The 14,797-nt window shown below is 53.4% G+C and carries 12 protein-coding genes and 1 pseudogene; 6 read left to right on the plus strand and 7 right to left on the minus strand.

Translation table 11 applies throughout. The features are described 5' to 3' along the window. A pseudogene (locus tag GS12_RS03160) lies at positions 1–344 on the plus strand (membrane-bound PQQ-dependent dehydrogenase, glucose/quinate/shikimate family); the annotation flags it as partial. A 44-nt stretch (positions 345–388) separates the two neighbouring features. Here GS12_RS03160 and GS12_RS03165 read toward each other — a convergent pair. The 3 genes from GS12_RS03165 to xseA form a co-directional block, all read right to left on the minus strand. Further along, positions 389–718 carry a protealysin inhibitor emfourin gene (locus GS12_RS03165; RefSeq protein ID WP_034943817.1) on the minus strand — a complete coding sequence of 110 codons (330 nt, stop codon included), beginning with the start codon at positions 716–718 and terminating at the stop codon, positions 389–391. Further along, the gene (locus GS12_RS03170; RefSeq protein ID WP_034943820.1) at positions 715–1,731 is read right to left on the minus strand and encodes a M4 family metallopeptidase; all 1,017 of its coding nucleotides are present in this window, start codon (positions 1,729–1,731) and stop codon (positions 715–717) included. The genes GS12_RS03165 and GS12_RS03170 overlap by 4 nt, the downstream gene beginning before the upstream one ends. Before the next feature lie 86 nt (positions 1,732–1,817). Then, positions 1,818–3,188 (minus strand): exodeoxyribonuclease VII large subunit, encoded by a 1,371-nt coding sequence (gene xseA, locus GS12_RS03175; RefSeq protein WP_034916362.1) that lies wholly within the window; start codon positions 3,186–3,188, stop codon positions 1,818–1,820. Between the two features lie 170 nt (positions 3,189–3,358). Here xseA and guaB point away from each other — a divergent pair, with 170 nt between their 5' ends. Both guaB and guaA read left to right on the plus strand, forming a co-directional pair. Beyond that, complete coding sequence (guaB, locus tag GS12_RS03180; RefSeq protein WP_034916361.1) at positions 3,359–4,825, plus strand: IMP dehydrogenase; 1,467 nt, start codon at positions 3,359–3,361, stop codon at positions 4,823–4,825. Positions 4,826–4,894: 69 nt separating this feature from the next. After that, entirely contained in the window at positions 4,895–6,475 is a 1,581-nt protein-coding gene (gene guaA / locus GS12_RS03185) for a glutamine-hydrolyzing GMP synthase (protein WP_034943823.1), read from the plus strand. Between the two features lie 201 nt (positions 6,476–6,676). Here guaA and GS12_RS03190 read toward each other — a convergent pair whose 3' ends face one another. Continuing rightward, on the minus strand, positions 6,677–7,849 hold the full coding sequence (locus GS12_RS03190; RefSeq protein ID WP_034943827.1) for a hypothetical protein: 1,173 nt from the start codon (positions 7,847–7,849) through the stop codon (positions 6,677–6,679). Positions 7,850–8,197: 348 nt separating this feature from the next. Here GS12_RS03190 and GS12_RS22900 point away from each other — a divergent pair, with 348 nt between their 5' ends. Further along, on the plus strand, positions 8,198–8,731 hold the full coding sequence (locus tag GS12_RS22900; RefSeq protein WP_052118342.1) for a helix-turn-helix domain-containing protein: 534 nt from the start codon (positions 8,198–8,200) through the stop codon (positions 8,729–8,731). A 13-nt stretch (positions 8,732–8,744) separates the two neighbouring features. Next, positions 8,745–10,019, plus strand: coding sequence for a type II toxin-antitoxin system HipA family toxin (locus GS12_RS03200; RefSeq protein ID WP_034943829.1), 1,275 nt, complete (start codon positions 8,745–8,747; stop codon positions 10,017–10,019). Positions 10,020–10,539: 520 nt separating this feature from the next. Here the strand turns inward: GS12_RS03200 and GS12_RS03205 are convergent. After that, on the minus strand, positions 10,540–11,496 hold the full coding sequence (locus GS12_RS03205) for an NmrA/HSCARG family protein (RefSeq protein ID WP_034916358.1): 957 nt from the start codon (positions 11,494–11,496) through the stop codon (positions 10,540–10,542). Positions 11,497–11,590: 94 nt separating this feature from the next. On the opposite strand from GS12_RS03205, the gene GS12_RS03210 reads away from it, so the two are divergent. Next, positions 11,591–12,490: a LysR family transcriptional regulator gene (locus GS12_RS03210; RefSeq protein WP_034943832.1), complete on the plus strand. Its 900-nt coding sequence runs from the start codon at positions 11,591–11,593 to the stop codon at positions 12,488–12,490. 304 nt (positions 12,491–12,794) lie between these two features. Here the strand turns inward: GS12_RS03210 and mgtE are convergent, their stop codons facing one another. After that, positions 12,795–14,231 carry a magnesium transporter gene (gene mgtE / locus GS12_RS03220; RefSeq protein WP_034943838.1) on the minus strand — a complete coding sequence of 479 codons (1,437 nt, stop codon included), beginning with the start codon at positions 14,229–14,231 and terminating at the stop codon, positions 12,795–12,797. Positions 14,232–14,340: 109 nt separating this feature from the next. After that, positions 14,341–14,511 carry a YfgG family protein gene (locus GS12_RS23185; RefSeq protein WP_072016837.1) on the minus strand — a complete coding sequence of 57 codons (171 nt, stop codon included), beginning with the start codon at positions 14,509–14,511 and terminating at the stop codon, positions 14,341–14,343. Positions 14,512–14,797 lie beyond the last annotated feature (286 nt).

Below are 14,797 nucleotides of genomic sequence, written 5' to 3' on the forward strand. Positions count from 1 at the left end.
AAATTGTGTGGCAGGTGCCGGTCGGGACGGTGCAGGATACCGGGCCGTTCGGTATTAAAATGCATGCGCAGATGCCTGTGGGTATGCCAACGCTTGGCGGCACCCTGGCGACGCAGGGCGGGCTGGTGTTTATTGCCGGAACGCAGGATTACTATCTGCGGGCGTTTGATTCGTCAACCGGTAAGGAAGTGTGGAAAGCGCGTCTTCCTGTAGGAAGCCAGGGCGGCCCCATCAGTTACAAATCGCCGAAAACAGGCAAGCAGTACATCCTGATTTCGGCCGGTGGCGCGCGTCAGTCGCCGGATCGCGGCGATTACGTTATCGCTTACGCGCTGGATAACTAGCGCAAGCCCGCAAAACCCTCCGCCTGAAAACGGAGGGTTTTTTGTTAACGCCCCTCCTGCCAGAGCTGTACCAGCTCCGGCGGCGCCTGCTCTTCCGGTATCAATAATACAATGCTGCCTGTTTCCTGCCGCGTGGCATAGCTGATCTCAACGCGAAAATAGCGTCGATCGCCTTGCCCGACGCGCCCGGCTTCCGGCGGCGTGCCAAGCGGCAACGCGTGACGCAGCACGCTACAGACATGTTCCCGCTCCACGCCATCCAGCTGCGCCAGCGCGATCCGTCGCGGGCCGGAGAGTTTTGGAATGAAAGCCAAACCGCCTTCGCGCGCAACATCAATAATCGCATCGTCATTCAGTTCCGGCAGCGAGTTCATAGCGCTATGCCAACCTCTTTCCATGCTGACTCAATAGCCTGACTTACCGATTGATCAAAGCGCTTCTGACCGTGCTGCACGGTAAAGCGCGCAAAGGTGGCAAAATCGGCATCCTGCGGCAGTGTGCGGTCACAGACCGTATCGTACCAGGCATAGCCCGCCTTTTCCCACGCGTTGCCGCCCAGCGCTTTGGCGGCCAGATAAAAGGCACGATTGGGAATACCGGAGTTGAGATGCACGCCGCCGTTATCATCGCGGGTTTGCACGTAGTCCTGCATAGTGGCCGGCTGCGGATCTTTGCCCAGAAGCGGATCGTCATAGGCCGTTCCGGGTTGAGACATCGAACGCAGCCCTTTGCCGTTGATGCCTTTCGCCAGCAGCCCTTCGCCGATGATCCAGTCCGCCTGATCCGCCGTCTGTTTCAGGTGAAACTGCTTCACCAGCGAGCCAAAAACGTCCGAGAGCGATTCGTTCAGCGCACCCGCCTGGCCGAAGTAGATCAGTCCGGCTTCCGTTTCCGTCACGCCGTGCGTTAATTCATGGCCTATCACGTCCAGCGCAATGGTGAAGCGGTTAAATATTTCACCGTCGCCATCGCCGAACACCATCTGCTGGCCGTTCCAGAAGGCGTTCTGGTAGTTCTGGCCATAGTGCACGGTGCCCTTCAGGGTCAGGCCTTTGTTGTCCAGTGAGTTGCGCTGATACGCTGTCTTAAAGAAGTTCCACGTATCGCCAAGGTAGTCATAGGCTTCACGCACGGCAACGTCGCCGCTGTCGGACTGGCCTTCATCGCGCACCAGCTTGCCGGGCAGTGTTTGAGTATTTGCCGTATCGTAAATTTCACGGTGGACGCTGTCCTGTACCGGCGACGCATCTTCCTCGGGTTTCGTCCAGCTTTCCGCCATCAGCGTTTGTACATGGGCTAACGTTTGCCGTGCGCAGTTTTGCTGCGTCCCGGAACCGTTATCGATAATTCTCCGAAGCATGTAAGGAGGAATGACCCCGTAGTGCATATCTGACTCCCCGTTCGACTGTGATTGTCTGGAAAGTATAGCCGCCATGCCCGGAGGCGTGACGGTTTTGCTCAGAGAACGAGCGTTCAGGAGGCGCGCGGCTTGCGCGGCTTTTGGGGCGTGACGGTGGTAACGTCGCTTTCAACCCAGCCGTCGTCCAGACGGGTTTTCAGGCGGTCGCCGGGGTGAAGCTGGGTGATTTTTTTAATCACTTCGCCCTGCGCAGAGGTGGTAACGCTGAAGCCGCGCGCCAGCGTGGCCAGCGGGCTGACGCCTTCAAGCTGCGCGGCGAGGGTGGCGAAGCGCTGTTTGCCGCCGTTTAACTGCCCGAGCATCGCCCGTTGCAGACGATAGTGCACCTGTTGCACCTGCTGCTGCGCGCGGTGGAGGCGGCTCTGCGGCTGAAAGGCGATCAGCCGCTGCCCGACGCGCTCCTGCTGGCGCGTCGCCTGGCGCAAACGCAGCTGCATGGCATCGTCCAGGCGACGCCGGAGCTGCATCAGGCTGGTCTGCTGACGCGCCAGCCGCAGCTGCGGATGCTGCTGCTGGAGTCGATGATGCAGACGGGTAAAAGTGCGGTTCTGCCGGGCAAGATAGTAATCCATTGCCATTTCCAGCCGCTGCTGCTGATTTTGTAACTGGCGCAGCAGTTCCAACTGATTGCGGCTCACCAGTTCCGCCGCCGCAGAGGGCGTTGGCGCGCGCAGATCGGCAACGAAATCGGCGATAGTGACGTCCGTTTCATGGCCCACCGCGCTGACGATGGGAATGCGGCTGGCGAAAATCGCCCGCGCCACACGCTCATCGTTAAAGCTCCATAAATCCTCCAGCGAACCGCCGCCGCGTCCGACAATCAGCACGTCGCACTCGCCGCGCTGGTTGGCCATTTCGATTGCGCGCACAATGCGCGCGGGCGCGTCAACGCCCTGCACGGGCGTTGGATAGATGATGACCGGCAGCGACGGATCGCGGCGATGCAGCACGCGTAAAACATCATGCAGGGCCGCGCCGGTTGCTGAGGTAATGACGCCAACCTGACGCGCCGGTTCCGGCAACGGCTGTTTATGACGCTGTTCGAAAAGCCCTTCGCCGGTCAGCTTCTGCTTAAGCTGCTCAAACTGCTGCTGCAACAGGCCATCGCCCGCGGGCTGCATGCTTTCTGCAATCAGCTGGTAGTCGCCGCGCGGTTCATACAGGGTGATATTCGCCCTGACCAGCACCTGTTGCCCGTTTTGCGGACGAAAAGTTACCCGGCGGTTGCTGTTACGAAACATCGCACAGCGTACCTGAGCGCTGTCATCCTTCAGCGTGAAGTACCAGTGGCCGGAAGAGGGCTGCGAGAAGTTGGAGATTTCGGCGCTCAGCCAAATCTGCCCCATTTCTCTTTCCAGCAGCAGACGCACCGTGGTATTGAGACGGCTGACGGTAAAAATATTGGCGGATGGCGGTAGCGACATGTGAGGAAGATCAAACTTTAAATCAGAAAGTTAATCAACCGATACTACATGCCTCGCTCAGCGGATCAAGCTCTTTAGTGAAAAAATGCTGGAGGCAATCGATTACGGCCTGTATAATGCCGCGGCAATATTTTATACGTTCTCATTCACCCTGAGGTTGAGATATTGCCATGCTAAGAATTGCTAAAGAAGCCCTGACTTTCGACGACGTTCTGCTCGTTCCTGCCCATTCGTCTGTACTGCCGAATACGGCCGACCTCAGCACCCAGCTCACCAAAACTATCCGTTTAAACATTCCGATGCTCTCCGCTGCGATGGACACCGTGACCGAAGCGGGCCTGGCGATTGCGCTGGCGCAGGAAGGCGGTCTGGGTTTTATTCATAAAAATATGTCCATTGAGCGCCAGGCGGAAGAAGTTCGCCGGGTGAAAAAACATGAAAGCGGCGTGGTCACCGATCCGCAAACCGTGCTGCCGACGACGCCGCTTAAGGACGTGAAAATCCTTACCGAACGCAATGGTTTTGCCGGTTATCCGGTGGTGAATAACGATAACGAACTGGTCGGCATCATCACCGGTCGCGACGTACGTTTTGTCACCGATATGAACCTGCCGGTTACCGCAGTCATGACGCCAAAAGAGCGTCTGGTTACCGTGCGTGAAGGCGAAGCCCGTGACGTGGTGCTGCAAAAAATGCACGAAAAACGCGTTGAAAAGGCGCTGGTGGTTGACGAAAGCTTCCATCTGCTCGGTATGATCACCGTAAAAGATTTCCAGAAAGCAGAACGTAAACCTAATGCCTGTAAAGACGAGCACGGCCGTCTGCGCGTTGGCGCGGCGGTTGGCGCCGGCGCCGGCAACGAAGAGCGTGTGGACGCGCTGGTGGCGGCAGGCGTTGATGTGCTGCTGATTGACTCCTCCCACGGCCATTCTGAAGGCGTGCTTCAGCGCATTCGTGAAACCCGCGCAAAATACCCTGATTTGCAGATCGTTGGCGGCAACGTGGCGACCGGCGCCGGCGCGCTGGCGCTGGTGGAGGCAGGGGTCAGTGCGGTGAAAGTGGGCATCGGCCCTGGCTCAATCTGTACCACCCGCATCGTTACCGGCGTGGGCGTACCGCAGATCACCGCCGTTTCTGACGCCGTTGAGGCGCTGGAAGGCACCGGTATTCCTGTTATCGCCGATGGCGGTATCCGCTTCTCCGGCGACATCGCCAAGGCCATTGCCGCAGGCGCCTCAGCGGTGATGGTCGGCTCAATGCTGGCCGGAACGGAAGAGTCGCCGGGCGAGATCGAACTCTACCAGGGGCGCTCGTTCAAATCCTATCGTGGAATGGGTTCGCTGGGCGCGATGTCGAAAGGCTCCTCCGATCGCTATTTCCAGACCGACAATGCGGCTGACAAACTGGTGCCGGAAGGAATTGAAGGCCGCGTGGCCTACAAAGGTCGCCTGAAAGAGATCGTTCATCAGCAGATGGGCGGCCTGCGTTCCTGTATGGGCCTGACCGGCTGTGGTACTATCGACGACCTGCGTACCAAAGCGGAATTTGTCCGCATCAGCGGCGCCGGGATTTCTGAAAGCCATGTGCACGACGTCACTATTACCAAAGAGTCCCCGAACTACCGCATGGGTTCCTGATTTCAACGGGCCGCCACGCGCGGCCCGCCTTACGCTTTTTTTCACTTCTTTTGCCGGAAAACGCCTTAAATGACGACGGAAAATATCCATAAACATCGCATACTGATCCTTGATTTTGGCTCGCAGTATACACAGCTGGTTGCGCGCCGCGTGCGTGAGCTGGGCGTCTACTGTGAACTTTGGGCCTGGGACGTCAGCGAAGATCAGATCCGCCAGTTCAATCCGAACGGCATTATTCTCTCCGGCGGGCCGGAAAGCACCACCGGGCATAACAGCCCGCGCGCGCCTGAATACGTCTTCAGCGCAGGCGTTCCCGTGTTGGGCGTCTGCTACGGCATGCAGACCATGGCGCTACAGCTCGGCGGCAACGTAGAGGGTTCCAGCGAGCGCGAGTTCGGTTATGCGCAGGTGGAAGTGGGCGTGGAAAGCGCCCTGATCCGCGGCATTGAAGACGCCATCAGCGCTTCCGGTAAGCCGCTGCTGGATGTCTGGATGAGCCACGGCGACAAGGTCACCGCCATTCCGGCTGATTTTACTACCGTAGCCAGCACTGAAACCTGTCCGTTCGCCATCATTGCGAACGAAGAAAAACGTCTGTACGGCGTACAGTTCCACCCGGAAGTGACCCACACTCGCCAGGGTCTGCGCCTGCTTGAGCGCTTTGTGCTGGAGATCTGCCAGTGCGAAGCGCTGTGGACACCGGCAAAAATTATTGAAGACGCCGTTGAGCGCCTGCGCACCCAGATAGGTAACGATAAGGTGATCCTGGGCCTTTCCGGCGGCGTCGATTCATCGGTGACGGCGATGTTGCTGCATCGTGCCATCGGCGATCGTCTGACCTGCGTATTTGTCGATAACGGCCTGCTGCGCCTGAATGAGGCCGAGCAGGTGCTGGAGATGTTCGGCGACCACTTCGGCCTGAATATTGTTCACGTGGCCGCCGAGGATCGCTTTCTCACCGCGCTGGCCGGCATCGACGAGCCGGAAGCGAAGCGTAAAACCATCGGTCGCGTTTTCGTCGAGGTGTTTGACGAACAGGCAACCCGCGTCACCGACGTCTCGTGGCTGGCGCAGGGCACCATCTACCCTGATGTGATTGAGTCCGCTGCGTCCGCCACCGGCAAAGCGCACGTCATCAAATCTCACCACAACGTTGGCGGCCTGCCAAAAGAGATGAAGCTGGGGCTGGTTGAGCCGCTGAAAGAGCTGTTCAAAGACGAAGTGCGCAAAATCGGTCTGGAACTGGGACTGCCGTATGACATGCTTTACCGCCATCCGTTCCCTGGTCCGGGCCTTGGCGTGCGTGTGCTTGGCGAAGTGAAAAAAGAGTATTGCGATCTGCTGCGTCGCGCCGATGCGATCTTTATCGACGAACTGCGTAAAGCCGATCTCTATAACAAGGTGAGCCAGGCCTTTACCGTATTCCTGCCGGTTCGTTCGGTCGGCGTAATGGGCGACGGTCGCAAGTACGACTGGGTTGTTTCACTGCGCGCGGTGGAAACCATCGACTTTATGACCGCGCACTGGGCACATCTGCCTTACGAGTTCCTGGGCCGCGTCTCAAACCGCATTATCAACGAGATCGACGGTATTTCCCGCGTGGTTTACGATATTTCCGGTAAGCCACCGGCGACGATTGAGTGGGAATAGGTTTTTTTATAAAAAATTGATTTTCTTTGATAAAATCATGCCATTAATGATTTCTCCATCATTAATGGCATTTTTTGGCAGATTGAAGGCATGCGATGGGAAAAAAACTGATGTCATTTTCGGAAGAATAATTTGTATATGTTTTTGATATAGTGTTATTCATAGCGTCCGCGGTTATATTTTTAGCGCAGACTTTTCAGTTCAATCTACTTTGGCATGAAATGTGAGGTTAAATACCTTTTCCCCGGTTTCCTGTATTTTGCATTCGGCTTCACATAGAGCCGATACAGGATGATTATGCTGGAATACGTGTAGAAAATGCTGAGCGACAGCGAAAGCTGTACGAGGGATGACTTTAGTTCCTGGCATAGTGATGTTGAGATGATGTTGCCTATCGAAATTTTCTTCGGGTTCACGGAGTCTGAATTTTATTTCAAACACGATTTTGGCTCCTACATGCATTGCGTCTTCAAAGTGGCGTTTCTCTAGTTCTGCGACGAACATCGGCTCCGCCGCATTCATAGTGATTTTTGTGATAATACCTATTGCGAGAAGCGCCAGAGATTCTGCTGCGTCTTGTTCATCTGGTTTCCAGGCATCCCTCCGTTTGACGTTCCCATGAAAATAGAAACCCCGTTTTTCGACTAGATGATTAATAACGTCATCTGCTTCTGGTTTCGTCAAAAAGAGCTTCGCCGTATCCGAGTTACGATCGTTCTTTGCTGGAATTATATCTTTGATGGCAAGCTCAACAATATTACGAAATTCTTGGTTTGATTTTAGCGCAGCTTGCAAGCTTTGTGTTTTAAATTGACCATTCCCATAGAGAGATTCGATTAACAGGAATGAGTAGCGGAAGGAATTTATGAATTCCTGATTTTTAAGCATCTTGCGAGCGCTTTTTACAAAGGCAACTTCAAATCTCGGCCCATCATATTTCTCAGCAGCCATAAGCGCCCGTGTAAGCATATCGAAACTGAGAGGCAATGCAGAATCATGCCAGCCCAATGATATACTCTTTATGGATAGCCGAGTTTCTTCTTCCGGGGTTTCTCCTTCATATTTGGCCTCAATTTCCTCTGTTATGAGTTCAATATCATGGAAGCATTCGAGAAATGTGGCCGCGTCATCGAGTTGACGCTTCACGAATGCCATACGTTCATCGTGCCCGGTTATCGTTGTCATAGCCTCGTAAGGTGTACGTTTCTGAAAGCTCGGTGCGTATTCCATAGGCTGCTTCTCGAAAGTAAGTTCAATAGCTTTGGCGTAACCACTCTCTTCAATGATGCGAAGCTTCCCACCTTGCATTGGGATTTCCCAATGATCGTCAATGATGATTTTGCGTTTGAATGGGACGAAGTAACGAATTCTCACTGGGGTTTAGTCCTCAAACTTTATCGTTAAAAAGTGGAATGGTAACTGGAGCAGTTTGTTGCTGCATCACTGATACGTTTAAACCTCATCGATTCAATAGGATAGTATACCCCTACGGAGTTGATATAACAGTTACTCACAATGAGTTTCTCTCGAATAGAATTTGACCCCACATATTCAGGGATGTTTTCAGTTTGGTACGGCGGCATGGTAACCACAGACTCACAAGTGAGACGGATGAAGAACAGGTTAGCCTTATTTTGCAAGGGTTACTCATTCGATGTTATAGTCATTTGTATCACAGATGAGACATAACTGAGTGAGGTTAGGATGCCCGAAGAAAAAAACATGAGTAAACTTCGTCGGACAAAAGGCTCGGTTGTACGACCCTCAACCGAAGCAGCTTTGGTCAAATTAGGCAAAGACATCGAATTCGCACGTAGAGTAAGAGGCATCCCTGCTGATTCGTTTGCAAAATCCGCGGGAATCTCGCGCTCTACTTTGCATAGGCTTGAGAGTGGTGATGGTGCCGGTATTTCACTCAACACGCTTGCGATGGTGCTCACCATTCTTGGGAAACTTGACCTCTTGAGTAATTTGATCGACATGCGCAATGATGACATCGGACTGTCTATGCTACGTGAAAATGTTATGCAAGGCGCAAAGCCGCCCCGTAAAGATACTAAGGCGAATGTCGTGATCCGGTCCGGGGTCAAGACGATGCAACGAGCGGCAGGTACAGCGACCGTTAACAAATCGACAAAATCTGGTGTTGGAGCAAAGGCGCAGGGCAATCAGGGGACGTTGGTAGTCAGCCCGTCAGGACGTACATCATCGCTGCTCTCTCGCTTAAAAGCTACGCGAGACTCTTCCGGCTCGTGATTAGAGAATTTATATGAAGCAAAGACTTTATGTCTGGATGGATGATCAAGATCTGGTCGGACAGTTGGATTTCAATGTAGACGGAATGCGACAGAACTCCGTTTTCACCTATTCGCAGAATTGGATCGATAATCCGGAGAGCTATGATCTCTCTCCCTTCATGCCTCGCAGCCAGATAGTCGCGTCGGCCAGCCTACAAGGAAATTCATCTCCCCTTGTGATGCCGATCGCCGATAGTACGCCTGATTCTTGGGGGCGCGCTATTATGCGTGCAGCGAATGGCGGTCGTACAATGAATGATTTCGAGTACCTAATTGGGGTCGATGATTTCCTACGTTCGGGGGCGCTTCGCTTTTATGAGAGCGATGCGCCGAATACGCTTCCTTTGGCTCAACCCCGGACTGGGGAAAAGGCCTATTCCATACCACGGCTCATTGAACTTGAGACTATGATTCATGAGGCTCGCGCTTTAGAAGCAGATCCGGCTCATTATCGTGAAAACCGGGCAAAGTTGCTTGCCGGACAAATACTGCTTGATGCTGCAGGTTCGTTAGGTGGCGCGCGACCAAAAGTAAATGTTCGTGAAGAGGACCAGACTATCTGGATAGCGAAGTTGCCTAAGATGGGCGATGAATACGATATGGCTCGTGCAGAAGTACTCACGCTTCGTCTCGCAGGGGAAATAGGAATGACGGTTTCTGAAGCCAAGCTACTTGTCGTAGCCAGCCAATTTCCGGTGGCTTTAATTAAGCGTTTTGATCGGTCTTATGAAGATGCTAAAAACCCTCGTCGTATCCATTTTATTACGGCACAGACTTTTATGGGGTTAGCGGGGACCGAGCCATCAAACTATGCCTCTCTAGCAGAGCAGATGATTATACATGGTGCAGGTGACGATTTGGTCGAACTTTGGACACGAATGGCTTATTCTGTGCTGATTCAGAATACAGACGACCATCTGCGTAATCACGGTTTCATACGAACGGCCAATCGCTGGGCTCTTTCCCCCGCCTATGATATTAATCCCGACCCGTCAATTGGTGGCACCCTCAAGACCGCGATAAGCGAGATCCATGGAAACGAACTCAAAATTTTGGAGGTGTTGGACGCGGCGCAGCTCTTCAATATCAACACAGATGAAGCTCGCGAGGCTCTCAGGGTAATGGCGGAAATTATTAGAGACAAATGGCGCCCTCTTGCCTCAGAGTTGGGAATGACTTCGAAAGACATTAAGGCGCTTGCACCAGCCTTTGAAAGCCCGCAGGTGAAGGAAGCATTGAGTCTATGATGACCGAATTTTTGCAGCTATATTCAGTTTCGGCAATATCCGGCTATCGTTAGATTGCAGTGTCTACATCAAAAATCTACAGCCGCTTTTTATTGATTCACTACAGATCATATATCATGTGTAGCAAAAGTGCGCTTGCCTGCATTGAGCTTAATGACTGCAACATTTTGCGTCGGACGAGACAGATTGCAATGACTAACTACTTGTAACCTCTCTGCTGTCACCACCAAGCAGAAACACCTATCACAACATGGTATAAGTTATGGCATGCTGAGATGAAATCCCTGTATTTTTTTGATTTAAAATGACTTTTTTTTTAAATATAATAGAGTGGGAATGATTTCGCGTCTGGCACCCGCCAACAGGTAAAGCATCAGGTCACAACGAAGCCCGCGTAACTGCGGGCTTTCTGGGTGAGAGCGCCTGAATGCCGCGCCGGTTAGACTGATGCTCAACATGCGGACACTAGTGCAATTACAAGTAATGCCTCCAGCTCATCCGTTCACCCCTGGCAGCACACTCAGAAAGTGTGTTCGTCTCCCTGCCAGCCGGTATTTCTCAGAAACGCTTCCCATGTCAGGCTGGACGGATCAATTCTCCTGCTCCACAGTACATCACGATCTGGCGTGAAATAACCGTATTTCACCGCGTATTCAGTCATGCCGGTAATCTCATCAACCACGCCGTCTTGCCCGGAAAACGAAGGGAAATGGTGCAATAATTCTTCCCGTGTGAAGGCTGAGCGGTAAACCGCTTTTTTACCCGTTATGCGCGTGAAGGTTTCTACCATCTCACGGGGCGAAAGAAACTCTCCGATCACCGGGAGCGTGCGTCCTGCATACTGTTCGCGGTGATCCAATATCTCCAGCACTGCCGGCCCGGTGGCGGTAAGCGGATCGACAAAAGGCGCGCGAAAATCCTCCGGCAGATAAACGGGGAAAATCAGCTGGTCGCCTTCTCTGCGCGGCGGGTAGTACTCGGCCAGGTTGGTATAGAAAAATGCCATCTGAATAAACGAGCAGGTAACCGGCAACGTACGGATATAGTCCTCAATCTTCGCTTTATCAGTGAAATGTGGAACCCACAATTGCCCTTCAGAGATTTTCTCAACGTTTTCCAGACTGCTGAAAACAATATGTTCCGCGCCCGCCGTTACGGCAGCATCCGCGAGCTGGCGGCCCAGGGCTGTCTCGTGCGTGTCGGCCAGACGTGATGCGGGGGCAATGCCGGGCGTCATTAAAAACACGCCGAAAGCATCCCTGAATGCCTCAACCAGGCAATGTTCTTTATCGGGCGCCAGGGACACGTCTTTCAGTTCTGCCCCGAGGCGTGCCAGTTCCTGTGCCGTTGAAGAAGTGGTATCGCGGGTTAACGCTCGCACGCGGTAGCGCTGACTTTCCAGGAGCGTCCGGGTCACGCTACGTCCCTGTTTACTCATGGCGCCGAAAACGACTATTAGCGGTCTGGACGATATCATTTTCACTTTCCTTCCTCAGATAAGACGTGGTTGCATTATCAGAACGGATGAGGGATAAGTGAAATCGATTTTTTTATATCAAGGAATCCACTGAATGGATACCAGAAAAATTGACCTGAACCTGCTTCTGACGCTGGAAACCCTGCTGACTGAACAGAACGTCACAAAAGCTGCCATGCAGCTTCATCTCAGCCAGCCCGCCGTGAGCGCACAGCTCAACCGACTGCGGGAGATCTTTCACGATCCTCTGCTCATACCCGGACGGCGGGGCATGACGCCAACGGCGAAAGCGCTTGAGCTGATGACGCCGCTCAGTAACGCCCTGGCAATACTCCGTCAAACCGTGCAGTCTCATGAGCGTTTTGATCCGCAAAGCGCGTCGTTGACCGTAACGATTGCCTGTACGGATTACATACAGGCTGCGGTTATCATGCCGCTGGTAGTGGCCCTGCAAAAACTCGCGCCAGGCGTGCGCATTGCTGTCCGTCACTACGATCCGAATCAGTCAGAGCATCAGTTGAGGACGGGCCAAATCGATGCGGTCATTGCCACGCCGGACGCGGCGCAAACGAACCTGAAAGTTCATCATTTGTTTAATGAAACCTATGTGCTGGTCGGACGCGCAGGCCATCCTGAATTATCAAGCTCACTGACCATGGATGAGTTTTCAAAGCAGAAACATATTATCGTTTCACCTGCCGGTGGGGAATTCACCACGCCCGTTGACAGCGTTCTGGCCGCATCCGGGCTGCGACGGCAGGTCGTGATGTCTGCGGCTTCATTCCTGTTCGTGCCGGGGATGGTGGCAATGAGTGATTTGGTCGCGCTCGTCCCGCGAAGAATGATACAGGAACCCTTTCATCAACTCACGGTTCTGGAGCTACCCTGGCTCAGGGAGCATTTTGAGGTAAGTCTTATCTGGCATGAGCGCAGCCACGGACATGCGGGCCACCGCTGGCTCAGAGAGTTAATTATCAGGCTAAATGGCGCTTAACAGCGCCGGATAACCAGGGTGCCGGGCGTAAGGGGCGCATCCAGCGTACGTCGGTTGCCATAAGATATCTCTACTGTCATTCCCGGCATGCCGCTGTTAATTCCGCGTAATGGCACGTTTGTCATTTTCAGCTGAAGCCATCCGTATAAGCCGCTCCTCCAGGAGAAGCCGTTCAGCCCTCCGAACTCCGCCACTCGACGGCGCAGCGTTGAAGCCAGCCTTTCGTCCCATAAACGGCCCGGTATCATGAAGAACTGCCGGGGGGTTATTTTTTGCGTCGGGCGGGAGCATCAACGGCAAACGATCAGGGCAGTAAAAACAGCGTCGCCAGCCCCAGAAATATAAAAAATCCGCCGGTGTCGGTCAGGGCGGTGATCAACACGCTGGAGCCCACGGCGGGATCGCGCTTCATCTTGATCATCACCAGCGGGATCAGCACGCCCATCAACGCCGCCAGCAACAGGTTCAGCGTCATCGCCAGCATCATGACGCCGCCGAGCGCCGGATTGCCGTACATCGCCCAGGTCACGCCGCCCATAATGCCGCCCCAGCACAGGCCGTTTATCAGCGCCACGCCAAGCTCGCGTCCAATCAAAAAGGTAAAGTTACCCGGTTCAACCTGATGCAGCGCCAGCGCTCTGACGATCATGGTAATGGTTTGATTGCCGGTATTGCCGCCAATACCGGCAACGACAGGCATCAGCGCCGCCAGCGCGACCAGCTGTGAAATCGTCTGTTCAAACAGGCCAATCACCCGCGAGGCGATAAAGGCGGTACAAAGGTTAATGGCCAGCCACGCCCAGCGGGTACGCACGGCCTTTCGCACCGGCGCGAAAACGTCCTCATCCGGGTTAACGCCGCCCATCTTGCGGATATGGCTGTCGTTTTCCTCATTGACCAGGTCAATAACATCCTCAACGGTGACGCGCCCCATCAGCTTGCCTTTGGTATCAATAACCGCCGCGGAAATGAGGTTGTAACGTTCAAACGCGCCTGCCGCATCGCCTGCTTTATCGTTGATAAGAAACGTGGTCGGGCTGGCGTTCATCACCTCAAAAACCTGCTTATCAGGCTTGTTGAGCAGGATATCCGTCAGGGCCAGTTCGCCCAGCAGCGTATTTTTTTCGTCCGTAATAAACAGTTTATCGGTGCCATCGGGAATGATTTTCTTGCGTCGCAAAAAACGCTGCACCGTGGCCAGCGTGACATCCGCCGTAACGGTGATCAGCTTAAAGTCCATAATGCGGCCGACGCGGTCGCGATCAAAATCCATCACCGATAACACGCGCGAACGCAGTTCAGGCTCCAGCGAGGTGAGCAGACGGCCGGTTAAATCACGTGAAAGATACCTGGCGAGGTAAGCCTGGTCATCAATATCCAGCGGTTCGATAGCGCGCAGCAGGTCGCGATCGCTCATCTCCTCAATCAGGCTTTCCCATACGCTTTCAGACGCTTCAACCAGCACTCTGCCGCGCCGCTCGGTGCCGATCAGTCGCCACAGCGCCAGTCGCTCATCTTCCGGCAGGGCTTCAAGTAAATCGGCTATATCTGCCGCATGCAGCAGTGGAATATAGTGCTCAATCTCACGTGTCTGTTCCTGATGAACGCGGGTGTCGTCTGCATTTTTCTTTACGGGGCGTTCAAGAAGTGCTTCCACCAGGCCGCGATCGTTAAGGAGAAGGGTGAGAATGCGGCTACGTATTTCAGAAAGTTGTTGAGCATGGGATAAGGCGACAGACATAAAAATTCCCTTGTGTCTGATAAAAGGCAACAAAGAGGTAAGTATTGCTCAAATCAGGGGAAAAGCCGCGCTCTTTCAGGCGAACTGACAGGAAAAACGATCGGTTGCGCTATTTTGCGACAGACGTTGAGACATCCTGTTTCTTTTGCTGGCTGTGTTCGATTGCGCCGGGAAGCACATAGATTAATCTGCCCGCAAGAAGGAAGAAGCTGACGAATAAGACGATGCGGGTCATTCGGCTGGATTTTTTACGACGATGAAAAGGGATAGCGCTGTTCACGCACGTTGTCCTGAGTTAAGCCCGTAGGCGATGCTGTTATTTAGTCACAGGAAGAGGAGAATAGCAATGCACTATGCTGCAATAACGACCAGCCAGACTGAAACTTAAATTTTTTTACATTAATTTTTGGATCTCTTTTAGATAAGAAAAAGAACCGCCTGAAAAAAGCAATAGGTTGATAAAAGTCAATTTATTAAGTTGTTTTTAATTGAAATAGCGCACAGAATGCCATTTTTTTAGATCCTCCTTATTTGTCATATTTAGCACCAGGCGTCAAAAGTATCAC

The sequence above is a fragment of the Erwinia oleae genome (assembly GCF_000770305.1).
Classification (GTDB): domain Bacteria; phylum Pseudomonadota; class Gammaproteobacteria; order Enterobacterales; family Enterobacteriaceae; genus Erwinia; species Erwinia oleae.

What these genes read in the sequence shown, in the direction of transcription:
- GS12_RS03205 (WP_034916358.1), bottom strand. Translation starts at nt 11,496, where the DNA reads ATGATATCGTCCAGACCGCTAATAGTCGTTTTCGGCGCCATGAGTAAA.
- guaA (WP_034943823.1), top strand. Translation starts at nt 4,895, where the DNA reads ATGACGACGGAAAATATCCATAAACATCGCATACTGATCCTTGATTTT.
- GS12_RS22900 (WP_052118342.1), top strand. Translation starts at nt 8,198, where the DNA reads ATGAGTAAACTTCGTCGGACAAAAGGCTCGGTTGTACGACCCTCAACC.
- guaB (WP_034916361.1), top strand. Translation starts at nt 3,359, where the DNA reads ATGCTAAGAATTGCTAAAGAAGCCCTGACTTTCGACGACGTTCTGCTC.
- mgtE (WP_034943838.1), bottom strand. Translation starts at nt 14,231, where the DNA reads ATGTCTGTCGCCTTATCCCATGCTCAACAACTTTCTGAAATACGTAGC.
- GS12_RS03165 (WP_034943817.1), bottom strand. Translation starts at nt 718, where the DNA reads ATGAACTCGCTGCCGGAACTGAATGACGATGCGATTATTGATGTTGCG.
- GS12_RS03170 (WP_034943820.1), bottom strand. Translation starts at nt 1,731, where the DNA reads ATGCACTACGGGGTCATTCCTCCTTACATGCTTCGGAGAATTATCGAT.
- GS12_RS03210 (WP_034943832.1), top strand. Translation starts at nt 11,591, where the DNA reads ATGGATACCAGAAAAATTGACCTGAACCTGCTTCTGACGCTGGAAACC.
- GS12_RS03200 (WP_034943829.1), top strand. Translation starts at nt 8,745, where the DNA reads ATGAAGCAAAGACTTTATGTCTGGATGGATGATCAAGATCTGGTCGGA.
- xseA (WP_034916362.1), bottom strand. Translation starts at nt 3,188, where the DNA reads ATGTCGCTACCGCCATCCGCCAATATTTTTACCGTCAGCCGTCTCAAT.